General features: G+C 62.9%; 15 protein-coding genes. 8 read left to right on the top strand and 7 right to left on the bottom strand.

Annotated elements, in window-relative coordinates; genetic code table 11:
* Nucleotides 1–17 precede the first annotated feature (17 nt).
* The 5 genes from X744_RS162270 to X744_RS162250 all read right to left on the bottom strand — a co-directional run bounded on the left by X744_RS162270 (nucleotide 18) and on the right by X744_RS162250 (nucleotide 7,414).
* Entirely contained in the window at nucleotides 18–2,237 is a 2,220-nt protein-coding gene (locus X744_RS162270) for a 3-hydroxyacyl-CoA dehydrogenase NAD-binding domain-containing protein (RefSeq protein ID WP_023758061.1), read from the bottom strand.
* A 14-nt stretch (nucleotides 2,238–2,251) separates the two neighbouring features.
* Entirely contained in the window at nucleotides 2,252–3,460 is a 1,209-nt protein-coding gene (locus X744_RS162265) for an acetyl-CoA C-acetyltransferase (protein ID WP_023758062.1), read from the bottom strand.
* An 83-nt stretch (nucleotides 3,461–3,543) separates the two neighbouring features.
* Nucleotides 3,544–4,713, bottom strand: coding sequence for an acyl-CoA dehydrogenase family protein (locus X744_RS162260; RefSeq protein ID WP_023758063.1), 1,170 nt, complete (start codon nucleotides 4,711–4,713; stop codon nucleotides 3,544–3,546).
* 113 nt (nucleotides 4,714–4,826) lie between these two features.
* Nucleotides 4,827–6,617, bottom strand: a complete 1,791-nt coding sequence (locus X744_RS162255; RefSeq protein WP_023758064.1) for an acyl-CoA dehydrogenase — start codon at nucleotides 6,615–6,617, stop codon at nucleotides 4,827–4,829.
* Between the two features lie 338 nt (nucleotides 6,618–6,955).
* Entirely contained in the window at nucleotides 6,956–7,414 is a 459-nt protein-coding gene (locus tag X744_RS162250; RefSeq protein WP_023758065.1) for a MerR family DNA-binding transcriptional regulator, read from the bottom strand.
* A gap of 460 nt (nucleotides 7,415–7,874) precedes the next feature.
* Between X744_RS162250 and X744_RS162245 the strand changes: the two genes are divergently transcribed.
* The 4 genes from X744_RS162245 to X744_RS162230 all read left to right on the top strand — a co-directional run bounded on the left by X744_RS162245 (nucleotide 7,875) and on the right by X744_RS162230 (nucleotide 15,326).
* Nucleotides 7,875–11,891 carry a peptidoglycan-binding protein gene (locus X744_RS162245; protein WP_023758066.1) on the top strand — a complete coding sequence of 1,339 codons (4,017 nt, stop codon included), beginning with the start codon at nucleotides 7,875–7,877 and terminating at the stop codon, nucleotides 11,889–11,891.
* A 192-nt stretch (nucleotides 11,892–12,083) separates the two neighbouring features.
* On the top strand, nucleotides 12,084–13,007 hold the full coding sequence (locus X744_RS162240) for a sulfite exporter TauE/SafE family protein (protein WP_023758067.1): 924 nt from the start codon (nucleotides 12,084–12,086) through the stop codon (nucleotides 13,005–13,007).
* Complete coding sequence (locus X744_RS162235) at nucleotides 13,007–13,798, top strand: TIGR02186 family protein (RefSeq protein ID WP_023758068.1); 792 nt, start codon at nucleotides 13,007–13,009, stop codon at nucleotides 13,796–13,798. Before X744_RS162240 ends, X744_RS162235 begins: the two co-directional genes overlap by 1 nt.
* Nucleotides 13,799–14,069: 271 nt before the next feature.
* Nucleotides 14,070–15,326 (top strand): Hsp70 family protein, encoded by a 1,257-nt coding sequence (locus X744_RS162230; RefSeq protein WP_023758069.1) that lies wholly within the window; start codon nucleotides 14,070–14,072, stop codon nucleotides 15,324–15,326.
* 99 nt (nucleotides 15,327–15,425) lie between these two features.
* Here X744_RS162230 and X744_RS162225 read toward each other — a convergent pair whose 3' ends face one another.
* Nucleotides 15,426–15,887, bottom strand: a complete 462-nt coding sequence (locus X744_RS162225) for a cupin domain-containing protein (RefSeq protein WP_023758070.1) — start codon at nucleotides 15,885–15,887, stop codon at nucleotides 15,426–15,428.
* Between the two features lie 109 nt (nucleotides 15,888–15,996).
* Here X744_RS162225 and X744_RS162220 point away from each other — a divergent pair, with 109 nt between their 5' ends.
* Nucleotides 15,997–17,547 carry a winged helix-turn-helix domain-containing protein gene (locus X744_RS162220; protein WP_023758071.1) on the top strand — a complete coding sequence of 517 codons (1,551 nt, stop codon included), beginning with the start codon at nucleotides 15,997–15,999 and terminating at the stop codon, nucleotides 17,545–17,547.
* Nucleotides 17,548–17,593: 46 nt separating this feature from the next.
* Here the strand turns inward: X744_RS162220 and X744_RS162215 are convergent, their stop codons facing one another.
* On the bottom strand, nucleotides 17,594–18,511 hold the full coding sequence (locus X744_RS162215; protein WP_023758072.1) for a LysR family transcriptional regulator: 918 nt from the start codon (nucleotides 18,509–18,511) through the stop codon (nucleotides 17,594–17,596).
* Nucleotides 18,512–18,789: 278 nt separating this feature from the next.
* On the opposite strand from X744_RS162215, the gene X744_RS162210 reads away from it, so the two are divergent.
* From X744_RS162210 to X744_RS162200, 3 genes are read left to right on the top strand one after another with little or no spacing between them, the layout of a single operon-like run.
* Entirely contained in the window at nucleotides 18,790–21,720 is a 2,931-nt protein-coding gene (locus X744_RS162210; protein WP_031259781.1) for a molybdopterin oxidoreductase family protein, read from the top strand.
* The gene (locus tag X744_RS162205; RefSeq protein WP_023758074.1) at nucleotides 21,717–22,451 is read left to right on the top strand and encodes a 4Fe-4S dicluster domain-containing protein; all 735 of its coding nucleotides are present in this window, start codon (nucleotides 21,717–21,719) and stop codon (nucleotides 22,449–22,451) included. The genes X744_RS162210 and X744_RS162205 overlap by 4 nt, the downstream gene beginning before the upstream one ends.
* Nucleotides 22,452–22,453: 2 nt before the next feature.
* Nucleotides 22,454–23,389, top strand: coding sequence for a DmsC/YnfH family molybdoenzyme membrane anchor subunit (locus X744_RS162200; RefSeq protein WP_023758075.1), 936 nt, complete (start codon nucleotides 22,454–22,456; stop codon nucleotides 23,387–23,389).
* The last annotated feature ends 2 nt before the right edge of the window (nucleotides 23,390–23,391 follow it).

The following is a 23,391-nucleotide window of genomic DNA, read 5'->3' on the forward strand; positions in this document are numbered from 1 at the left end:
CACAGTGCAAGGCTGCCTCACGCCGCCTTTCTGGTCTCGCCCTTCGTATAGGGATCGAAGCGCTCGTAGAAGCTTTCGCCCTTCTCGGCCATGTCGAGCAGCAGCTTGGGCGCCTTGAACTCGGCGCCGTATTTCTTCTGCAAGCCCTTGGTGATCTTGACGAATGCCTTGGCGCCGATGCCGTCGATATATGACAGCGCGCCGCCGGTGTAGGGCGCGAAACCGAAGGCCAGGATCGAGCCGACATCGGCCTCGCGCGGGTCGGTGACGATACCCTCTTCCATAACCCGGGCCGCTTCCAGCGCTATGGTGACCAGCAGCCGCTGCTGCAGTTCCTCATAATCGACCTTCTCGGGCGCAAGCTGCGGATAGAGCTCCTTGAGTCCCGGCCACAGCTTCTTCTTGGCCGGCTTGGCGGGATAATCGTAAAAACCTTTGCCGTTCTTGCGGCCAAAGCGGCCGTGATCGTCGACCATGGTGTTGATCAGCGCCATCTGCTTCGGATCGACCGCCTTGTCGCCGAGATCCCTGATGGTCTGCTTCATGATCTTCTGGGCAAGGTCGATGGCCGTCTCGTCGGTCAGCGCCAGGGGTCCGACCGGCATGCCGGCGGCCTTCGCGGCATTCTCGATCATCGGCGCCGGAACGCCTTCGATCAGCATCTTGTAGGCTTCCGACATGTAGCGCAGCACGCAGCGGTTGACATAGAAGCCGCGCGTGTCGTTGACGACGATCGGCGTCTTCTTGATGGCACGGACGAAATCGATCGCCGTGGCCAGCGCCTTGTCGCCTGTCTTCTTGCCCAAAATGATCTCGACCAGCATCATCTTGTCGACAGGGGAGAAGAAGTGGATGCCGATGAAATTCTTTGGCCGCGCCGAATTCTTGGCCAGCGCCGAGATCGGGATGGTGGAGGTGTTCGACGCGAAGATCGCCGATGGCTTCAACACGGCCTCCGCCTGTTCGGTGGCGCTCTTCTTGACACCTGAATCCTCGAAGACCGCCTCGACCACCAGGTCGCAGCCAGCAAGGTCTGCATAGTCGGCTGTCGGCGTGATCAGCGACAGCAACTTGTCCTTCTCCTCGGGCTTGGCGCGGCCCTTCTTCAGTTGATCCGAGATCAGACTGTCGGAATGTGCCTTGCCCTTGGCGGCCGACTCCATGTCACGGTCGAGCAGCACAACCGGGATGCCGGCCTTGGCGGTGACGTAGGCGATGCCGGCGCCCATGAAACCGGCGCCGAGAATGCCGATCTTCTTGAACTTGGTTTCCGGCACGCCGGCCGGGCGGCGGGCGCCCTTGTTCAGTTCCTGCAGCGAGACGAACAGCGAGCGAATCATCGCCGCCGCTTCCCTGGTCTGCATGATCTCGGTGAAATAGCGCTGCTCGATACGCAAGGCGGTGTCGAACGGCACCAGCAGGCCTTCATAGACGCATTTGAGGATCGCGGCAGCCGCCGGATAGTTGCCATAGGTCTCGCGACGCAGGATGGCGATGGCCGGCGGCCACAGATTGAAGCCGGCGGGCGAATAGATCTGGCCACCGGGCAGTTTGAAGCCCTTCTCGTCCCACGGCGCCACCGGCTTCAAGCCATTCCTGATCATCGCCTTGGCGGTATCGACCAGCTTGGCGGGCTCGGCGATCTCATGGATCAGACCCATCGACTTGGCCTTCTGCGGCGACAGCGTCTGGCCGGAGGTCAGCATCTGCAGCGCCTGCTGCTGATCGGTCAGGCGCGGCACGCGCTGGGTGCCGCCGGCGCCCGGGAAGATGCCGATTTTCACCTCGGGAAGCGCCATCTTGACCTTGTCGCTGTCGGCGGCAACGCGTCCGTGGCAGGCCAGCGACATCTCGAAGGCACCGCCCATGCAGGTGCCGTTGATCGCCGACACCCATGGCTTGCCGCAAGTTTCCAGCTTGCGGAACAGGCCGGTCATCATGCCGGCATTGTCGAACAGCGCCTTGGTGGCCTTTTCGGCGTCCTTATCCTTTTCAGCGGCGAACGTGGTCAGCATCTTCTGCAGCAGTGTGATGTCGGCGCCGCCGGAGAAGGTATCCTTGCCGGAGGTGATCACCGCGCCCTTGATGGCGGCGTCACCCGTCACGTGATCGACGATGGCGTTCAGTTCCCGCATGGCTTCTTCGGTGAAGACATTCATCGATCGGCCCGGCATGTCCCAGGTGACAAGCGCAATGCCGTCGGCGTCGACGTCGAGGGTGAAATTTGTATAGCTCATCGTTTCTCTCCCCGTCAGACGCGTTCGATGATCGTTGCGGTGCCCATGCCGGCACCGATACACAGTGTCACCAGGGCGGTGTTCAAATCACGACGCTCGAGTTCGTCCAGCACAGTGCCCAAGATCATCGCACCGGTGGCGCCGAGCGGATGGCCCATGGCAATGGCGCCGCCATTGACGTTGATCCTGTCATGCGGAATGTCGAACGCCTGCATGTAACGCAAAACCACCGAGGCGAAGGCCTCGTTGAGCTCGAAAAGGTCGATGTCGGACAGCTTCATCTTGGCGCGCTTCAACAGCTTTTCGGTGACGTCGACCGGACCGGTCAGCATCAGCACCGGTTCGGAGCCGATGTTGGCGAAGGTGCGGATGCGGGCGCGCGGCTTGATACCCATCGCCTTGCCGGCCTTCTTCGACCCGAGCAGCACGGCCGCCGCACCGTCGACGATGCCGGACGAATTGCCGGCGTGGTGGACATGGTTGACCTCTTCCACCTCAGGATGCTTCTGCACGGCGACGGCATCGAAGCCGCCCATTTCGCCAGGCATGATGAAGGACGGGTTGAGCGAGGCCAGCGACTGCATGTCGGTCGACGGGCGCATATGCTCGTCATGGTCCAGGATGGTCAGGCCGTTTTGGTCCTTGATCGGAATGACGGACTTCTTGAAGCGGCCGTCGGCCCAGGATTTTGCGGCGCGCTTCTGGCTCTCGACCGCATAGGCGTCGACGTCGTCTCTGCTGAAGCCGTATTTGGTGGCGATCAGGTCGGCGGAGATGCCTTGCGGCACGAACCAGCCGGGCAGGCCGACCGAGGGATCCATGAACCAGGCGCCGCCGGAGGCGCCCATGCCGACGCGCGACATCGATTCGACGCCGCCGGCGATGACGATCTCGTCGGCGCCCTGCGCGATCTTGGCGGCGCCGAAATTGATGGCATCTAGCCCCGAGGCACAGAAGCGCGAGATCTGCATGCCCGGCGCCTTGGTGTCGTAGCCGGCCTCGAACGCGGCAGCGCGCGGAATGACCGAGCCCGCCTCGCCGACCGGATCGACGCAGCCGAAGATGATGTCGTCGACAGTGCCGGTGTCCAGCCCATTGCGGTCGCGCAGCGCCTCGAGCGTCTTGGCGGCAAGCCGAACCGCCGGCACCTCGTGCAGCGATCCGTCCTTCTTGCCCTTGCCCCGCGGCGTGCGCACGGCGTCATAGACATAAGCTTCGGCCATCTCTTGCTCCTTGGTTTATCCGACGGTTTTAGATTGATGCATGTCGATCTCCCAAAACCGGAACCACTTTTGGGCGACATGCATTAGAGCGAGCGTCCGATCAGCAATTTCATGATCTCGTTGGTGCCGCCGTAGATGCGCTGGACGCGGGCGTCGCGGAACATGCGGGCGATCGGATATTCATTCATGTAGCCATAGCCGCCATGCAATTGAAGGCATTCGTCGACGACTTTTCCCTGCAGGTCGCTGAGCCAGTACTTGGCCATCGACGCGGTCACCGGATCGAGGCCCCCAGCGATGTGGCGGGTGACGCAATCATTGTAGAAGACGCGGCCGATGGTGGCCTCGGTCTTGAGCTCGGCCAGCTTGAACTGGGTGTTCTGGAAATCGATGATCGCCTTGCCGAACGCCTTGCGCTCCTTGACGTAGTCGATGGTCAGCGCCAGCGCCCGCTCGATCATGGCGATCGCGCCGGTGCCGATCTGCAGCCGCTCCTGCGGCAATTGCTGCATCAGTTGGACGAAGCCCTGCCCTTCCTCGTGGCCGAGCAGGTTTGAAGTCGGCACGCGCATGTCGTTGAAGAACAGCTCCGAGGTGTCGTTGGCTTTCAGGCCGATCTTGTCGAGGTTGCGGCCACGCTGGAAACCCTCGACTTCGTCGGTCTCGACGACGATCAGCGAGGTGCCCTTGGCGCCCTTCTCCGGATCGGTCTTGGTGACGACTATGATGAAGTTTGCAAGCTGGCCGTTGGTGATGAAGGTCTTTGAACCGTTGATCTTGTATTGGTTGCCATCCTTCTGCGCTCGCGTCTTGATGCCCTGCAGGTCGGAGCCGGCGCCGGGCTCGGTCATGGCGATGGCGCCGATCAACTCGCCGGTCGCCAGCTTCGGCAGCCATTTCTTCTTCTGCTCTTCGGAGCCGTAATGGAGGATGTAGGGGGCGACGATCGAGTTGTGCAGGCCGATGCCGAAGCCATCGACACCGACATGGCCGATAGCCTCGATGATGGCACTCTCATGCGCGAAGGTACCGCCCGAGCCGCCATATTCCTCCGGCATCGAGGCGCAAAGCAGGCCGGCCGCACCGGCCTTCAGCCAGCTTTCGCGATCCACCATCTCATTTTTCTCGAACTCGTCGTAGCGCGGCGCGATCTCTTCCGACATGAAGCGGTGCGCCATGTCGTAGAGCATGCCGACCTCGTCCGCTGCCCAGGCGGGCTTGGGAAGGCCAAGGATTTCGGCTGGGTTGGTCATGCTGGTACGATACTCCTCCCAGAGCGCATCTTCAGAATTGAGGTCGGCGCGCTTCACGCAGGCCCCACCAGGCCCTTCGGGCCACCCTCCCCTCAAGGGAGGGGAACCATCTTTTAGAACGCTTCCGCCGGCAGTGCCATCAACGTGTCGGCGCCGCTCGAAATGCGGGCGAGATGCGCTGATGTCTCCGGCATGATCCGCTCCATGAAGAAGCGCCCCGTCACGACCTTGTTGTCGTAGAACGACTGAGCGCCATTGGCGTCCGTCTTGCCAAGTGCCGCCTTGGCCATCTGCGCCCACATGTAGCCCAGCGCCACAAGGCCGAAGAGATGCATATAGTCGGTCGAGGCGGCGCCCGCATTGTCGGGCTTGGCCATGCCGTTCTGCACCAGCCACATGGTGGCGGCCTGCAGGTCGTTGAGGCCCTTCTTCAGTGCCTTGGTGAACGGCGCCATCTTATCGTCGGCGCGGTTTTCCTCGCAGAATTCGCCGACCTCCTTGAAGAAGGCCTGCACCGCGCGGCCGCCGTTCAATCCGAGCTTGCGGCCGACGAGGTCGAGGGCCTGGATGCCGTTGGCGCCTTCATAGATCATGGCGATGCGGGCATCGCGCACGAACTGGCTCATGCCATGCTCTTCGATGTAGCCGTGACCGCCAAACACCTGCTGCGCCATGACCGCATGGTCGAAACCCTTGTCGGTAAGCACGCCCTTGACCACCGGCGTCATCAGGCCGGTGTAGTCGTCGGCCGCCTGACGATCCTTGTCGTCACCGGCGCGGTGGGCGACATCCGACTTGATCGCCGTCCACAGCGCCAGCGCGCGGCCGGCCTCGTTGAACGCCTTCATGGTCATCAGGCTGCGGCGGATGTCGGGATGGACGATGATCGGGTCGGCCTTTTTGTCCGGTGCTTTGGGCCCAGACAGCGAGCGCCCCTGCAGGCGGTCCTTGGCGTAGGCAACGGCGTTCTGATAGGCGATCTCCGACAGCGACAGTCCCTGCAGGCCAACGCCAAGGCGTGCCTCGTTCATCATCGTGAACATCGCCTTCAGGCCGCCATTGGCCTCGCCGAGCAGCGTGCCTTGCGCCTCGTCATAGTTCATGACGCAGGTCGAATTTCCGTGGATGCCCATCTTCTCCTCGATCGAGCCGCAGGAGACAGTGTTCCTGTCGCCTGGATTGCCCGATGCATCGAGCTTGAGTTTAGGCACGATGAACAGCGAGATGCCTTTGACGCCTTCCGGCGCGCCCTCGATGCGGGCCAGCACCAGATGGACGATGTTGTCCGACATGTCGTGTTCGCCGGCCGAAATAAAGATCTTCTGACCTGAAATCTTGTAGGTGCCATCGCCATTCGGCACCGCCTTGGTCCGCAGCAGGCCGAGATCGGTGCCGCAGTGCGGCTCGGTCAGGTTCATGGTGCCGGTCCAGACGCCTTCGATCATCCTGGGCAGCCACTTGGCCTTCTGCTCGTCGGTGCCGTGGGTGATGATTGCCGCGATCGCGCCTTGTGTCAGGCCGGGATACATCATCAGCGACATGTTGGCCGAGACCATGTATTCGGAGACTGCAGTGTGTACGGCGTAGGGCAGACCCTGGCCGCCGAACTCGACCGGTGCGGCCAGTCCCATCCAGCCACCCTCGCGATACTGGTCGAAGGCCTCCTTGAAGCCCTTCGGCGTCGTCACCGAGCCATCATCATGACGAACGCAGCCTTCCATGTCACCGACACGGTTCAACGGGTGCATGACGTTTTCGGCGAGCTTGGCGCCTTCGGCGAGGATCGCCTCGAGCACATCGGGGGTGGCGTCGGAAAATCCGGGAAGGTTCGAATAGCGCTGGTAGCCCAGCACCTCGTTGAGCACGAACAGCGTATCCTGGACCGGAGCCCTGTATGTCGGCATGCGTTTTCTCCACCCTGCGAACCCGGTCCGAACGCCCCGATGACGGCCAGGGGCGGCATGCGGACCGATGTTGAAAGCTGGATAGCAAAAATTGACGTTTGCGTAAACGTCAATTTTTCGGTGCGAAAAGATTTCCCGCCCATCGCAGCAATGAGCGTAGCGGCGCGGCAGCGCACGAGCCGAAACCCTATGGGTCGGGAGGCGAGAAAACGAAAAGCCGCGCGGCATTGCCACGCGGCTTTGATCGTCAGCGGATGACTTTAGGCGTCGCGCAATTCCCAAGGGGAAACGCTATGCGCTTACCGAGAGAACCGTTTCACACTTCTCCCGAAATTGCTTTAGCGAGCGATGCTCGCCTGTGGTGCCGAACGCTCGGCCAGCATCTGGCGCACCGCCGACATCGAGGCGCTCAGCTCGCTAATGGCGTCATCGATCAGCGCCCGTTGCTTCTGCAGACGGGCAAGCTGCTTTTCCGACTTGTCCAGCGCCAGCCGCAGCTGCTTGGTGTTTGAACCAGTCGGATCGTAAAGATCCATCATCTGCTTGACGTCGCGCAGCGAGAACCCGACCTTGCGGCCAAGCAGGATCAGCTTCAGCCGGGCCTTGTCGCGGCGCGTGTAGAGACGGGTCGAACCGTCACGCTGCGGGTTGAGCAGGCCCTTGTCTTCGTAGAAACGCAGCGTGCGCAGCGTCACTCCGTATTTTTTCGCCATCTCGCCGATGCGGACAAGGTCCTCGCCGGCTTCGACAGACATATTGGTATTGGCCGCGGTCTCGCCGGCCGAGATAAGCTTCATGGTCACTGGCTTTCCCCGTCTGGTGGCGTCGCGGTCTCCTGGACCGTGCGTCGCCTGACTGGAAAGCGGGGGCCTGCTTCCAGTCGTGGTTTCAACAAACAAATCGCAAAACGGCACGCTCGACGCGCCTTTTACGTTTACGTCAATTCTATACCGATTGCCGCCTTGTGACGCAAGGGCGTTCTGCGGTCCGAACTTTATGCCGCACTGTCAGGCCGACATCCAACATCCTTGCAACTTCTTAAGTTTGGTTAACGCGTTGTTTACCACGTTGGGCGAAATGTGGGCGCGTCGGCTACCCGTGTTTATCCTGTATCGAATTTTTCACGGTTTTTCGGAGCGCGGGTGGTAACCTGGGAAGCTCGTCTTCCACCGCGGCATTGTCGCCGGTCGCCTTCGTTCCGACAGAGACTTGGGGGAACTGGCCACGAGCCAGCCATTCTGAAAGACGGACGCACCTATGAACAGCAAGCGGTCCTATCTCGATACACTCAACGCCGGCAGGCAGCGCAGGCCGCAGACCACGCTCGAGCAGTTGAACCAGTCGCTGGAGACGCTGGAGCAGCGGCTGGAGCGCACGCGCGAGGACCCGATGGCACGTCCAGATCCCCGTCAATATGGCGCCGACGCGCGTTATCCCGCCGCCCGACCTGCCAGCCAGCAGCGCTGGTATGAGGATCCGCAGGCCGCGCCGCGCCCGAAGACCCAGATGCAGGGAGCCGCCGCTTTCGGGCAGAACTACCAGGCCATTGCCCGCGACATCGATCGCGTGCGCGGCCAGGAAGACGGCGTTGCCATGGTCGGCAAGATCGCCGGCGAACTGCGCGGCATGCGCGAGGAATTGCGCCACCAGATGACATCAGGGCTGCAGCGTGAATTCGAAGCACTGCGCAAGGACATCGAGCGGGCTTTCCAGTCAGGTGCCAAGCCCGGTACCCAGGCCAAGGGCAGTGCCGAACTCGGACTTGAATTCGAGCGGCTTTCCGGTGCCATCCAGACGCTGGCCGAGAAGAGCGACGACAGAAGCGTCAACATGCTGCGGCTCGAACTCGAGCAGGTCAAAGCCGCGCTCGACACGCTGGCGCGCGAAGAGAGCGTGCAGAGGGTCGACCGCCGCTGGGACGATTTCGATCGCCGCTGGACGGCTTTTGAAGACCGTGTCGACGCCGACCAACGCAAGCGTTCGGACGACCCCGGCCTGTCTGTCCTGACCGACCGGCTGGAGCAGATCAGCAACGCCGTCAACAACTTGCCAGAATCGCTGTCGCTGCGTTCGCTGGAGGAGAAGGTGCGCGCACTTGCCGGCGCCGTCGACCATTTCGCCAGCCAGCAGGACAACCGCGGCAGCGACACGCTTGGCCTGATCGACGAGCGGCTGGACGAGATTTCCCGCGCCATCGTTGCCTCGACGGTAGCGGCACAAGCCAATTCATTCGACCACGAGGCTTTCGAGCGCATCGAGAAGCGGATCGACTCGCTTGCCCAGCAGATAGAGGAAGTGGCGCAGGATCGTCCCGGCAACGCGGTCATGGACCGGCTAAGCACTCTGTCGAGCCGGGTCGACGAACTCGCCGGCCGAGCCAATCTGCCCGAGCAGGCTATGGAGCGCCTGGCCAAGCAGATCGCACTCATCGCCGACAAGATCGACCAGGCGCCTACCATGCCTGACGCCGACTACATCTTCCACGGCCTGGATCAACGCTTCGACGTGCTGTCGGTCATGATGGAACGCCGCCAGGGCGACGCCATCGAACAGGGCAACATGCTGTTTCGCGATCTCGAACGCCGGCTTGACGAGGTTGCCGACAGGCTTGACCAGCGGATGCCGCAAATCGACAGCGCCGGCATCATGGACGCCATCGATGCCCGCTTCACCGCACTGGCCAAGCGCATGGAAACGCGCGTTCCCGATCCCGCGGGCGAAGCGGCGATCCGCGGCCTGGAAAGCCGGCTCGAAGACATTTCAAGCCGGCTGGATGCGTCGGCCGCGCACGTCGCCGGCATTGATCCGGCGCTGATCCGCAGCCTGGAGGCGCAGGTCGCAGGCCTGTCCGCCCATCTTTCCAAGCCCAGCACGCCGCTGCCGGAATTCGAAGACATCAGCCCACGTCTCGACGAAATCGAGAAGTCCCTGGCCGGAACGCGTGATTCCATCCTCGGCGCGGCGCGCGAAGCGGCCGAGAACGCGGTGCGATCGTTGGCCGGTTCGAGTGCCAACACGACGGCCGTTTCCGGCCTTGCCCAGGATTTGAAGACGCTTGAAACGCTGACGCGGCGCTCCGACGAGCGCAATTCGCGAACGTTCGAGGCCATCCACGACACGTTGCTCAAGATCGTCGACCGGCTTGGTTCGCTGGAACCTAGCGAGCCGGTCGAGGCGATGAGCGAATTGCTGGACGCTGCTTCGGCCGAACCGAGCAACTGGCGCGGCGCACGGCGACCCAAGATGGCCGTCGAGCCGCCGTCGATGGATATCGATCAGCCCTTGCCATTGACTGGGGACATGGCGGATCTCGATGGCGCCGCCTCCAGCCTGCGCAATGAGCCGGAAGCTCTCAGCGGCCTGGGCACGCATGGCGGCCTGGGCACGCATGGCGGCCACGGTGTCGGCACCCGCACGCCAGCCGAGGCCGCCGCTGCCGCCGCCATGGCTGCGCTGGGCTCCGACACGGGTTCCGAAAAGAACGAACAAGCGGGCCTCAGATCGATCTTCGGCGGGCTGGCCCGCGCATTCAAGGGCAAGAAGGAAGCGGATATTCCGCCACTGGCCGGCTCGGCGCCGAGCACCCCAATACCGAGCGTCGATCTCGACGAGCCGCTCGATCCGAGAATGGCCAATCGGCCGCTGGAGCCGGGCTCGGGCGCACCTGACCTCAACGCCATCATGAAGCGCGTGCGCGACGAGCGCGGCCAGCCGGCCAAGCCCAGCGACACCGATGCCGCGAAATCGGACTTCATCGCCGCGGCCCGGCGCGCGGCGCAAGCTGCGGCTGCCGAGGCCGATGCGCTGAAACGCCAGTCGACGATGACCGGACCGGTGAAGGCGCTGCGGATCGGCGACCTGCTCAAGGCTCGGCGCAAGCCGATCCTGATGGGGACAACCGCGATTTTGCTGGCGCTGGGCGCCTTGCAACTGGGCAAGGCCTTTTTCGCCGATCCCGCCCAGGTGGCAAGCAACGATGTCGCGCCGATCGTCGCCTCGCAGTCGGTGAAAACCGCCTCATTCGATGCAGCTGGCCAGCCAAAGACCGATATTCACCCCACGGCAGTGGAAAGCGCGCCGGATCGTGGCGTGAGACCAGCCGAGCCGTCCGAACCGGCAACCAAGGACGACGTGGCGGCGCAAAGCACGATGACCACGCCGCCAGGCGCCGATCCGTCGACGGCCGCGCCAGCAGCCGAGCCGCTTCCTGCGCCCGTCGATGCCAGCGCGGCGATGTTCGAAACGACAGCTTCGGCTGCGCCGGCCACAACCGCCCCGGCCCCGACTGTTTCAACCGCCACGGATGCAACCGATGCCGACACCGGCACCCAGCCGATGGCGGCCCAGCCGGCCACAGCCAAGGACACTACGGGCGCGGTTCCGCCGACGGACGCTTCACCGGCGGCGACCACGGCCAAGATCGACATTCCAGCTGACGCCGGCCCGGACGCTTTGCGCGACGCCGCCGCCAGTGGCGATGCCAAGGCGCTGTTCGAGATCGGCTCGCGTTATGCCGAGGCGCGCGGTGTCAAGGAAGATATGGTGGCAGCGGCCAAATGGTACGAGAAATCAGCGGAGCTCGGCTTTGCGCCGGCCGAATATCGCATCGGCAATTTCTACGAAAAGGGCATCGGCGTCGCGCGCGACATCAAGAAGGCGAAGACCTGGTACCAGCTTTCCGCGGAGCAGGGCAACGCCAGCGGCATGCACAATCTGGCCGTGTTGTTCGCCATGGCCGCGGACGGCGTGACCGACAATGAATCGGCCGCGCACTGGTTCCAGGCGGCGGCCGACGTCGGCGTCAAGGACAGCCAGTTCAACCTCGGCATCCTCGCCGCCAAGGGCGTCGGCATGAAGCAGAACCTCGAAGAGTCCTACAAATGGTTCGCGCTCGTCGCCAAGACCGGCGACAAGGATGCGGCGGCCAAGCGTGACGAGATCGCCAATGCGCTGCGGCCCGAGCAGCTCGAACGTGCCCGCGCCGCGGTCGAACTGTGGAAGGCCAAGCCGCTGGACGCGGCAGCCAATTCGGCCGACGTTCCCGAATCCTGGCAGAACGGCGCACCGCAGACGACCGCCAGCATCGACATGATGAAGGCCGTCCAGAATATCCAGCGCATTCTCAACAAGAATGGCTATGACGCCGGCGGCGCCGACGGCAAGATGGGCCAGAAGACCAAGATCGCGATCATGGCTTTCCAGACAGATAACAAGATGCCGGCGACCGGCGCGGTCGATGAAAAACTGGTCAAGGCGCTGCTGGCGCGCAAATAACGGCAGAGGCGTCGCTTCCACGACGCCCTTGCCACACATTTGCCTGTTAACTGATTGAGATGTTTTTTGTTTCGGCGGCGTAGCGCGGTTTGACTTCGCAGCACCTCCGGCGCAAGAACGAATTGGCTTGTCGGTCCAAGATGCCCGCAACGGTTGCATTCACCGACAGGCAGAACTGATCGAGACTGACGGGTGGGCATCTATCTCCCGATCGCGGAAATTTCCGTCAACGTCTTCGTCCTGCTGGCCATGGGTGCGGCGGTGGGCTTCCTCTCGGGCATGTTCGGGGTCGGCGGGGGCTTCCTGATCACTCCGCTCTTGATCTTCTACAACATACCGCCGGCGATCGCGGTCGCCACCGGCGCCAACCAGGTCATCGCCTCCTCCGTCTCCGGCGTCCTTTCGCACATGAAGCGGGGGACGCTCGACTTCAAGCTCGGTGGGGTTTTGCTGGCCGGCGGCATCATCGGCTCCACTGCCGGCATCTACGTCTTCGCCTTCCTGCGCCGCCTCGGCCAGCTCGACCTGTTCATCTCGCTGCTCTACGTCGTGCTGCTTGGCACCGTCGGCGGGCTGATGCTGGTCGAAAGCGTCAATGCCTTGCGTGCCACGCGCAGCGGCGCGGCACCAGTGCTGAAGAAATCCGGGCAGCACAACTGGATCCATCGCTTGCCGTTGAAGATGCGCTTCAGGGCCTCAAAGCTGTTCGTCAGCGTCATCCCGGTGCTTGGCCTTGGCGCGGGCATCGGCTTCCTGTCGTCGATCATGGGCGTCGGCGGCGGTTTCATCATGGTGCCGGCGCTGATCTATCTCCTGAAAGTGCCGACCAATGTCGTTATCGGCACATCGCTGTTCCAGATCATCTTTACCTCCGCCTATACGACGCTGGTCCACGCCACCACCAACCAGACGGTCGACGTCGTGCTGGCCTTCCTGCTGATGGCGGGCGGCGTGGCCGGTGCGCAATATGGCGCCAAGGCCGGCCAGAGGCTGCGCGGCGAACAGCTCAGGGCCTTGCTGGCGGTGCTGGTGCTGGCGGTAGCGATACGACTGGCCATCGGTCTCTTCGTCACCCCGCCCAACCTCTATTCGCTGTCTGCCGCGGGCCTCAACTGATGAGGGCTCCGAACGCGTTCGCAACAGCCATTTTCCTGTCGCTGCTTGCGGCCGCCGTGCCGGCGAAGGCACAGGTCCCGATGACGGAAGGCATCCAGATCGGGCTCTCCACCGACAATGTCTCGATCACCGCCGGCTTTTCCGGCGCCGACCTGACCATCTTCGGTTCGCTGGAAAATCCCGATCCACTCGTGGCGCGCCAGGGCCGCTACGATGTCATCGTCGTGCTCGAAGGGCCGCCCAAACCGGTGGTCGTGCGCCGCAAGGACCGGGTTCTCGGCGTCTGGATCAATCTGGACTCCGAGACCTTCGAGAACGTGCCGGTGTCCTATTCGGTGGCGACGACGCGGCCGCTGCAGGACATCACCGAGCCGAACAGCTATAAGCAGCTGTCGCTCGGCGCCTCCAACCTTTACATGCAACCCGCCGATCCCGGCGACAGCCCGGCGACGATCGAGGAATTCACCGCGGCGCTGCGGGAGCGCAAGTCGGCGACCGGCCTCTACAGCGAGAATGTCGGCGGCGTGCAATTCCTGTCGCAGAACCTGTTCCGCGCCACCGTCAGGCTGGCGCCGAACGTTCCGGTCGGCACCCACAAGGCGCGCGCCTTCCTGTTCAAGAGCGGGCTGTTCATCAAGGAAAGCTCGGCCCAGCTCGAAATCCGCAAATCCGGCTTTGAACAGTCGATCTTCCGTGTCGCGCACAATTATTCCTTCCTTTACGGCGTCTTCGCGATATCGCTAGCCATGCTGACCGGCTGGCTCGGAAGGCTGATCTTCCGGCGAGACTAATGCATATCGCCCAAAAGTGGGCCCCGGTTTTGGGAGAACGACATGCATCGAATCGAGAACCTAAAGCGCGTCGCCTGAATCCGTTCAAACACGACACGCTTTAGAACTTTTCCCGAAAAGTGGTTTCCCTTTGCGGGAGCATGCGGTAGACCGCGCTCCCCAGCCAACTGGCAGACACAAACAATTCGGTTCGGCAGAGCAGCCCATCCCCGGGCAGCGCGCGATTTCTCGCGGCCTATCGGCTCGCCGACGACCAATACAGGAACTTGTCATGCGACCAGCCTTCGGCGGCATCGACTTCGGCACTTCCAATTCCACCGTGGGCGTGGTCAGGAACGGACAGCCGCGCCTCGTCACGCTTGAGGACGACCAGGTCACGCTGCCCAGTGCCGTGTTCTTCAACTTCGAGGACAACCGCACCTGTTTTGGCCGCCACGCCATCGCCAACTACACCGACAGCATCGAAGGCCGGCTGATGCGATCGCTGAAGAGTGTGCTCGGCAGTTCGCTTGCGCACGAGAAGACCCGTATCAAGGCGCGCTCGATCGGGTTCATGGAAATCGTCGGCCTGTTCCTCGGCCATCTCAAGAAGAAGCTCGAAGCAGATGCCGGCGATGCCGTCGAGACCGTGGTGCTTGGCCGGCCGGTGCAATTCGTCGATGACGACGCTGAGGCCGACGCGAAGGCGCAAAGCGAACTCGAGAACGCCGCGCGCGCCCAGGGCTTCAAGCACATCGCATTCCAGTTCGAACCGATTGCGGCTGCGCTCGACTACGAGCAGAAGGTGGCGAGGGAAGAGCTGGCGCTGATCATCGACATGGGCGGCGGCACCTCGGACTTCTCGGTCGTGCGCGTTTCACCGCAGCGCTCCCGGTCGCTCGACCGCAAGGACGACATCCTGGCCAGCCGGGGCATCCATATTGGCGGCACGGATTTCGACCGGCTGCTGAGCATCGCCCATGTCATGCCGCAGCTTGGCTATTTGACGCCGACCAAGGACGGCAAGCGCAATCTGCCGGCCAGCTACTTCATCGACCTCGCGACATGGCAGCGCATCAATCTGGTCTACACCGCCAAGGCGATGACGCATCTGCGCCAGATCCGCTACGAGGCTGAGCGCGCCGACCTGGTCGACCGCTTCATCCACATCGTCGAGCACCGCTACGGACACGCGCTGGCGGCGCTTGTCGAAAAAGCCAAGATCGAGCTCACCGACAGCTCGTTCGCAGAGGTCGCGGTGAAGCTGCCGGGCGCGGAGTTCGCCGCCGAGATTACGCGCAGCGGGCTGGAAGCCACGATCGCCAGGGATATCGAGCGGGTCACAGGAACGGTGGCGCAGACCATCCGGGACGCTGAGGTCAGGCCATCCGATATCACCGCGGTGTTCCTGACCGGCGGATCGACCGCGATTCCGCTCGCCAGACGAGAGATCCTGTCGCTGGTGCCGCAGGCATCCGTCATCGAAGGCGACATGTTCGGCTCGGTCGGACTTGGCCTGGCGCTGGATGCTCAGCGAAAGTTCGGCTGAGGCTTTCTTGGAGCGGTTCTGCTTTACCGATCCGCGTTGGACTAGGCCATATGCACATAAACGCCGCAGGCGTGACGCGACGAAGGCCTGGACAGGGACTTACCCGCGCGTTGTCAAAGTCGAGAGCTGGTCAGTGTCGTAGCGGTTTCGCAAATCGGCGAGCGCTTTTGGGTCCGGCGCACCTTGCGCCGCGAGTTTGGCAAGTTCTTCGAAGTAGTGCTCGTGGCCAGGCGGAGAGACGGTCATCAGCACGCGCGCGGGCCCCTCACTGACATTCGTGATGTCGTGCGGTACTCCCGGTGGAATGAACAGATAGGTTCCGGGCGTTGCACGGATCGTCTTGTCGCCGACATGCCACGCACACTCGCCCTCGAGCAGGTAGAACGTCTCTTCCTGGACGCGGTGAACATGCCGTCCGGTGGCGAATCCCGCTGGGATCGTCCAGTCAAACATGCTCGTGTGCTTGGTATTTTCGCCGGTGACGAGGAAGACCATAGGTTGACCACGCAGCATGATACCCTTCTTCTCATCGGGCATGCGAATGACGGCATTGGCACTCATAGGATCCTCCTTTGACTGGGCGCTTACTTCTGGCAAGCACCTGTGCAACATTGGGCGTCGATGCCGGGAAGTCGTGAATTCGTTCCCAAAAATTTGCTAAAAGCGTTGGATGGCACTCGGAGGCGACCTTTATCAGTTTGGCCCGTTCCGTCTCGATCAGGTGGCGGGCATTTTGTACCACGGTGCCGAGCCGACCATGCTTGGGCAACGCGCCGTCTCGCTTTTGCGCTTGCTGCTCCAAAACGCGGGCGTACCGGTATCCAAGGACGCGTTGGTCGAGGCCGGCTGGGGCGAGTTGGCGGTTGCCGATAACAACCTAACGGTCCAGATCGCGGCCTTGCGCCGGGTATTGGCCAACGCAGCGAATGCTGAGAGCTGGATCGAAACACTGCCGCGACGCGGCTATCGCTATGTAGGACCGGCTGTTGCGACGAATGTCCCTGCATCCCGCATCGCGTTGGCGCTGACCTTGCCTGAGAAACCGTCCGTCGCGGTCCTGCCGTTTTCGAACTTGAGCGGAGATCCACAGCAGGAGTATTTCGCTGATGGAATGGTCGACGACATCATCACCGGCCTGGCACGCATAAACTGGCTTTTCGTAATCGCGCGAAATTCGACCTTCACCTACAAGGGCCGCGCCGTGGACGTGAAGCAGGTCGGCAGCGAGCTTGGCGTGCGATATGTCATCGAAGGCAGCGTGCGCAAGGCCGGCGGCAGTGTGCGCGTGACCGGTCAGATGATCGATGCATCGACCGGCGCGCATGTGTGGGCCGAGCGCTACGACCGCAGCTCCGAGGACATTTTCGCGCTTCAGGACGAGATCGCGCTATCAGCGGTGGGCGCGATCGCCCCGAGCATGCGAAAAGCGGAAATTGAACGCGTCAGGCGGAAGCGCCCGGAGAGTCTCGATGCCTACGATCTCGTGCTTCAAGCCCAGCCTGACGTTGACACAGGTATGCCGGCGCAAGTTATTAGAGCGCTGGCGCTTCTTGAGCGTGCCATCGCACTCGAGCCCGCCTATGCCCTTGCACATGGCAATGCCGCGATGTGTCATCATTGTTTGTTCCTTCGCGCCGGGCTGCAGGAGGTCAACCGTACGGCTTCGATCCGGCATGCCCGATGGGCCATTGTTCATGGGCAAGATGATGCGCTCGCTCTGACATGGGCAGGGTTTTCGATCGGCATGGACGCGCATGATCGCGCCGCCGCATTCACAGCATTGGAAGCAGCCCTCGCCATTAGCCCGTCATCGGCGCTGACCTACATTCTTGGCAGCGTCATTCTCGGATGGGGCGGCAAAGCAGAGCGCGCGATAGAATGGAGCGAGAAGGGTATGCGGCTAAGCCCGTTCGATTCGTGGACTTGGGCCGCGTTTGACGCGCAAGCTATGAGCCATTTGCTGCGCGGGCGTTACGAAGAAGCCTGTCGTGCGGCATACAAGTCCGTTCAAGCCAATCAGGCACACAGCATCACCTATGTGCAACTAGCCGCTGCGCTCGCCAAACTCGGGCGGCTGGACGGAGCACGGGCGGCGGCCGCGCGCGTGCGCGAGCTTCAGCCGGGCTTTCGCTACAGCCGCCAGTTTGCTGGCGTGCGCTGCGCGCCAGCGCTCGCGGAAACTCTTGGAAGCGCGCTGCGGGACGCCGGATTGCCGGAGTGACGGTCGAGCGCCGAGGCGGACAGCGCTTGCGATGGTCCAACTTGGGTCATTTCGACGGACTCAGCGGGATTGACGCAGCATCCGCCTTGCCGCCGAGGTGCGCCTTCAGCGCCATCTGGGCAAGGCTTGCCTGGCGATCGCGATGCGTGATCATGGCGAAGTCGCGCTTCGGCAATTCGAGCGGCACGGACCTGAGACTGCCTTCGGCCACTGCACGGGCCACGACAAGCTCCGAAATGATGGTGGCGCCGGCCCCCGCCTCGACCGCCTGGCGAATAGCTTCATTGCTCGGCAGCACCAGGAATATCTGTAAATCGGCGAGCGAAATTCCTTCGCGACGCGCCAGATCCTCCAACACTTCGCGCGTGCCCGAGCCGCCCTCGCGGATGATCCAGCGCAGGCCCTTGATGTCGGGGTGGCCGGGCGCAATCTCGGCGATCTCCGGATGCGAGCTGGCAACCACCAACATGAGCCTGTCGACGTCGACCTTGGCGCGGCGCAAAATGTCGGACTCGGTGCGCCCCTCGACTAGGCCGAGATCGGCCGCACCATCAAGGACATTGGCCTCGACCTGCCTGGTGTTGCCGATGCTGACGCTCAGCCTGACGGCCGGATAGGCTTCATGGAAGGACGCCAGCCGGCGCGGCAGCCAATAACTGGCGATGGTCTGGCTGGCGGCGATCGAGAGGCTGCCGGTGACCGTCTGCGAGACATGCTCCAGTACATTGCGCGCGGCAGCCGCCCGTTCGAGCACTGCCTTGGCTTCGGGCAGGAACCGGTGTCCGGTCTGGGCAAGCTCGATGTTGCGGCCAACCCGGTTGAACAGATGAACGCCATGCTGTTCTTCAAGCGCCCGGATGGCGGCCGATGCTGCCGACTGCGAAATGCCCAGCAGTTCCGCCGCCTTGGTCATATGGCCGCGCTCGGCGACGGCGACGAAAATCCGCAACTGGTCCAGGGTCATGAGCGCATTAAGAACCAATATCGATCGAATTTACAAGAACAACTAATTAGACAGATCGATGCCTCTATTCTAAGTTTTCTGGGGAGTTTAGAACAAATTCGCCGAGATATCGCAGAGAGCAGAATGATCGAGCGGTTCAGATCCCTGTTTGCGCATTGGACCCGCGGCATAAGGCGACGGTTGGCGGGCGATCGCTATCATCCGGAAGAGCACTACATGCGCGGCCCCGGACCGAGGACACGTGCCAAATCCGTTGGCCGTACAGGCACCCCCGGATCATGATGCACAGACCGCCGCGCGGCGCGAATTCGGCACCATCGCAACGCCCGCTTGCCGACACGCGCGCACCGGATGAAGGCGATGGCGTCGACACCTCGCCTGATGTCTCCGACAGCATCGCCAAGACGACCTGCTACATGTGCGCCTGCCGCTGTGGCATCGACGTGCACATCAAGGATGGCAAGGTCCGCTACATCAACGGCAACAAGGACCATCCGGTCAATCGCGGCGTGATCTGCGGCAAGGGCAGCTCCGGTATCATGCAGCACTACAGCCCGGCAAGGCTGAGGAAGCCATTGCTGCGCACCGGTCCGCGCGGCTCTGGCGAGTTCCGGGAAATCGAGTGGGAAGAGGCGTTTTCGATCGCGACGGAGCGGCTGTCGAACATCCGCCGGACCGACCCCAAGAAACTGGCCTTCTTCACGGGCCGCGACCAATCCCAATCCTTGACCGGCTGGTGGGCAAGCCAGTTCGGCACTCCGAACTTCGCCGCCCATGGCGGCTTCTGTTCGGTCAACATGGCGGCGGGCGGCCTTTACACGATCGGCGGCTCGTTCTGGGAGTTCGGCGAACCGGACTGGGACAACACCCGATATTTCATGCTGTTCGGCGTTGCCGAGGACCATGATTCCAACCCGATCAAGATCGGTCTCGGCAAGCTCAAGGCGCGCGGCGCCAAAGTCGTCTCGATCAATCCGTGCCGGACCGGCTACAATGCGATCGCCGATGACTGGATCGGCATCCGGCCCGGCACCGACGGACTGTTCGTGTTCGCGCTTATCCATGAATTGCTCAGGGCGGGCCGCGTCGATCTCGACTATTTGCTGCGCTACACCAACGCTCACGTCCTCGTCGTCCAGGAGCCGGGTGCGGCCGATGACGGGCTGTTCGTCCGTGACGGCGAGGGCAATCCGCTGGCCTGGGACAGGATGGCGAAGATACCGATCAGCGCCACCGATGCCAGCGCGAAACCGGCGCTGACCGGCAGCTTCACGATCGACGGACGCCACTGCGTTCCGGTGTTCCAGTTGATCGCCGACCGCTACCTCGATGAGAGCTATGCACCGGACGCGGTCGCCGAGCGCTGCGGCATTGCCGCCGATACGATCCGCAGGATCGCCGCCGAACTCGCGCACGTCGCCTTCGAACAGACGATCGAACTGCCGATCGCCTGGACCGACTGGGCCGGGCGTCGGCACGAGACGATCAAGGGGCGACCTGTTTCGATGCACGCCATGCGCGGCATCTCGGCCCATTCGAACGGTTTTCATACCTGCCGCGCCCTCCATTTGCTTCAGGTGCTGCTGGGCACGGTGGATGTGCCGGGCGGTTTCCGCTTCAAGCCGCCCTACCCCCGATCTGCGCCGCCCGGTCCGAAGCCGGCCGGCAAGACCGTCAAGCCGATGACGCCGCTTGAAGGCATGCCGCTCGGTTTCGTCTGCGGGCCGGACGACCTGCTGGTCGACGAGGCCGGCGCACCTCTTCGCATCGACAAGGCCTATTCCTGGGATGCGCCGCTGGCCGCGCACGGCCTGATGCACACCGTCATCCGCAACGCCTGGGCCGGTGACCCTTACCCGATCGACACGCTGATGATGTATATGTCCAACATGGCTTGGAATTCCTCGATGAACACCGTCGAGACCATCGCCATGCTGACCGACCATGATGACGCGGGAAAATACAGGATCCCCTTCATCATCTATTCCGACGCCTATTATTCCGAGACCGTGCCGTTCGCCGACCTCGTCCTGCCGGATACGACCTATCTCGAGCGGCATGACTGCATCAGCCTGCTCGACCGGCCGATCAGCCACGCCGATGGCCCGGGCGACGCTATTCGCCATCCCGTCGTCGAACCGGACCGTGATGTCCGGCCGTTCCAGTCGGTGCTGATCGAACTCGGCGCGCGGCTTGGATTGCCAGGGTTTGTCGACGAGGACGGCACGGCCAAGTACCGCGACTATGCCGACTACATCGTCAACCATGAGCGCACATCAGGCATCGGCCCGCTCGCCGGCTGGCGCGGCAAGGATGGGACCTCGATCGGCAGGGGCGAGGCCAACCCGGACCAGTTGCAACGCTACATCGACAATGGCGGCTTCTGGCATCACGATTTCGCTGACGACCAGCGCTACTACAAGATGGCCAATCGCTCCTATCTCGACTTCGCCGTGCAGATGGGCTTCATCCCCAAGGCGGAGCCAATCGTCTTCCAGCTCTATTGCGAGCCAATGCAGCGCTTCCGTCTTGCCGCGCGCGGTCATGGCCGCGCCTTGCCGCCCGAGGGCGATCGCCAGCGCATCGAGACCTACATGGACCCGCTGCCCTTCTGGTACATGCCCTTCGAAGAAGCAGCCATCGACCTCGAAAAATATCCGCTGCACGCGCTGACGCAGCGGCCCATGCACATGTACCATTCGTGGGGGTCGCAGAATGCGTGGCTGAGACAGATCACCAGCCAGAACCGGCTGTTCGTGCATCAGCGGACGGCAGCAGATCTAGGTCTTGTCGATGACGACTGGGTGTGGATCGAAAGCATCAACGGCAGAGTGAAGGGACAGATCAAGCTGATCGACGGGGTGAACGAAAGCACGGTCTGGACCTGGAACGCCGTCGGCAAGCGGCGCGGCAGCTGGGGGCTGAAGGACGACGCGGCTGAATCCAATCGTGGCTTCCTGCTCAACCATATCATCGGCGACCAGACTTCCGCCGATGCTCAGGGCAAACGCTATTCCAACTCCGATCCGGTCACCGGCCAGGCGGCATGGTTCGACCTGCGCGTGCGCATCGTCAAATGCGCGGCCGAGGAAGCCGGCTTCACCGAGCCGCAGTTCGAGCGTTTTCAGCAGCCCCCGCATTTCGAACCCTCGCCCGACAAGTTGACCTTCGGCGCTGAGTTCCGCAGGGCAAGAGAGGCGGCCGAATGACCTGTCTGCCCAGTCAGAGCGGCAAGAAACTAGGGCTAGTCATCGATCTCGACACCTGCGTCGGCTGCCAGGCCTGCGTCACCGCCTGCAAGGAGTGGAACACCGGCGGCCACATGGCGCCGCTGACCGACATCGACCCTTATGGCGGCCATGTCGACGGCGTCTGGTTCAACCGTGTTCACAGCTACGAACACACCACCGAGATGGGCGGCCGCACGGTCAACTTCCCCCGCTCCTGCCTGCATTGCGAGACGCCGGCCTGCGTCACCGTCTGCCCGACCGGCGCCTCCTACAAGCGGGCTTCAGACGGCATCGTGCTGATCGACGAGGACAAGTGCATCGGCTGTAAATTGTGTAGCTGGGCCTGCCCCTATGGGGCGCGCGAATTCGACACCGATGTCGGGGTGATGAAGAAGTGCACGCTGTGCGTCGACCGCATCTATAACGACAATCTGGCAGAGGAAGACCGCGTGCCGGCCTGCGTCGCCGCTTGCCCGACCAGCGCCAGGCATTTCGGCGACCTTGGCGATCCCCTGTCGGCGGTCTCGCAACTGGTGGCGGAGCGCGGCGGTGTCGACCTGATGCCGGAACTCGGCTATCACCCGACCAACAAATACCTGCCGCCGCGCGCCCATACCACGCGTGCCGCTTCGGTGGCCGCGCCGGCCCTCGAACCGGTGCGGGCCGAAGGCGGTTTTCTTGGCTGGGTCGACCGCATGCTTTCGAACTGATCATGCATCCAGCCTTCTCCGTCGTCTTCTTCACCACCGCCACCGGCGCAGGCTATGGGCTGCTCGCGCTACTGGGCGTGCTCGGAGGATTCCAGATCATCCCTCCCGATCTCTGGCTGGGCTTCATCGGCCTTGGGCTGGCACTCGGCCTGATCGCGGCCGGGCTGTTGTCCTCGACCGGCCACCTCGGCAGACCCGAACGGGCTTGGCGGGCCTTCTCGCAATGGCGCAGCTCGTGGCTGTCGCGTGAAGGCGTCGCGTCGGTCATCACCTTCATTCCCGCGGGGCTGTTCGGCATCGGCTGGATATTTTTTGGCCGGACCAATGGCTGGGTGGCCATTGCCGGGTTGTTGGCCACCTGCGGTGCCGTGGTCACCGTCTGCACGACCGGCATGATATACGCGTCGCTGAAACCGATCGCCCAGTGGCACAGCCGCTTCACCCTGCCCGGCTACCTCATTTTTTCGGCAATGACCGGCAGTGTGCTGATGAACGCGCTGTTGCAGGGATTTGCACTTGGTTCGAAGGTGCTCCTGGCGGCTTGCCTGCTGCTAACCATGCTCGGCTGGGGCTGGAAGCTGGCGACCTGGCGCTACAATGACCGGCTGGAGATCGCAACCAACGCCAACACCGCGACGGGGCTGGCCGGCGGCACGGTGCGGTCGCTGGAATGGCCGCATACCGAGGAAAACTACCTGCTCAAGGAAATGGGTTTTCGCATCGCACGCAAACACAGCGCGCGGCTGCGCGAGATCACGCAACTCCTGGCCTTCGCACTGCCCGTCTTGCTGTTGGTCGCCGCTTTTGCCTTGCCATGGCCGTTCGCAGCGGTGGTTTCGGTGATCGCCGCGATGGCACAATTCGCCGGCATGCTGGTCGAGCGCTGGCTGTTCTTCGCCGAAGCGAAGCACACAATTACCCTGTACTACGGATGTTAATC

Origin of the sequence: Mesorhizobium sp. LNHC252B00 (assembly GCF_000502955.1) — a bacterium.
Lineage (GTDB): Bacteria > Pseudomonadota > Alphaproteobacteria > Rhizobiales > Rhizobiaceae > Mesorhizobium.

Excerpts from the sequence above, each read along its gene's own strand:
- X744_RS162270 (WP_023758061.1), bottom strand. The coding sequence starts at position 2,237 with ATGAGCTATACAAATTTCACCCTCGACGTCGACGCCGACGGCATTGCG.
- X744_RS162265 (WP_023758062.1), bottom strand. The coding sequence starts at position 3,460 with ATGGCCGAAGCTTATGTCTATGACGCCGTGCGCACGCCGCGGGGCAAG.
- X744_RS162260 (WP_023758063.1), bottom strand. The coding sequence starts at position 4,713 with ATGACCAACCCAGCCGAAATCCTTGGCCTTCCCAAGCCCGCCTGGGCA.
- X744_RS162255 (WP_023758064.1), bottom strand. The coding sequence starts at position 6,617 with ATGCCGACATACAGGGCTCCGGTCCAGGATACGCTGTTCGTGCTCAAC.
- X744_RS162250 (WP_023758065.1), bottom strand. The coding sequence starts at position 7,414 with ATGAAGCTTATCTCGGCCGGCGAGACCGCGGCCAATACCAATATGTCT.
- X744_RS162245 (WP_023758066.1), top strand. The coding sequence starts at position 7,875 with ATGAACAGCAAGCGGTCCTATCTCGATACACTCAACGCCGGCAGGCAG.
- X744_RS162235 (WP_023758068.1), top strand. The coding sequence starts at position 13,007 with ATGAGGGCTCCGAACGCGTTCGCAACAGCCATTTTCCTGTCGCTGCTT.
- X744_RS162230 (WP_023758069.1), top strand. The coding sequence starts at position 14,070 with ATGCGACCAGCCTTCGGCGGCATCGACTTCGGCACTTCCAATTCCACC.
- X744_RS162225 (WP_023758070.1), bottom strand. The coding sequence starts at position 15,887 with ATGAGTGCCAATGCCGTCATTCGCATGCCCGATGAGAAGAAGGGTATC.
- X744_RS162220 (WP_023758071.1), top strand. The coding sequence starts at position 15,997 with ATGGCACTCGGAGGCGACCTTTATCAGTTTGGCCCGTTCCGTCTCGAT.
- X744_RS162215 (WP_023758072.1), bottom strand. The coding sequence starts at position 18,511 with ATGACCCTGGACCAGTTGCGGATTTTCGTCGCCGTCGCCGAGCGCGGC.
- X744_RS162210 (WP_031259781.1), top strand. The coding sequence starts at position 18,790 with ATGATGCACAGACCGCCGCGCGGCGCGAATTCGGCACCATCGCAACGC.
- X744_RS162205 (WP_023758074.1), top strand. The coding sequence starts at position 21,717 with ATGACCTGTCTGCCCAGTCAGAGCGGCAAGAAACTAGGGCTAGTCATC.
- X744_RS162200 (WP_023758075.1), top strand. The coding sequence starts at position 22,454 with ATGCATCCAGCCTTCTCCGTCGTCTTCTTCACCACCGCCACCGGCGCA.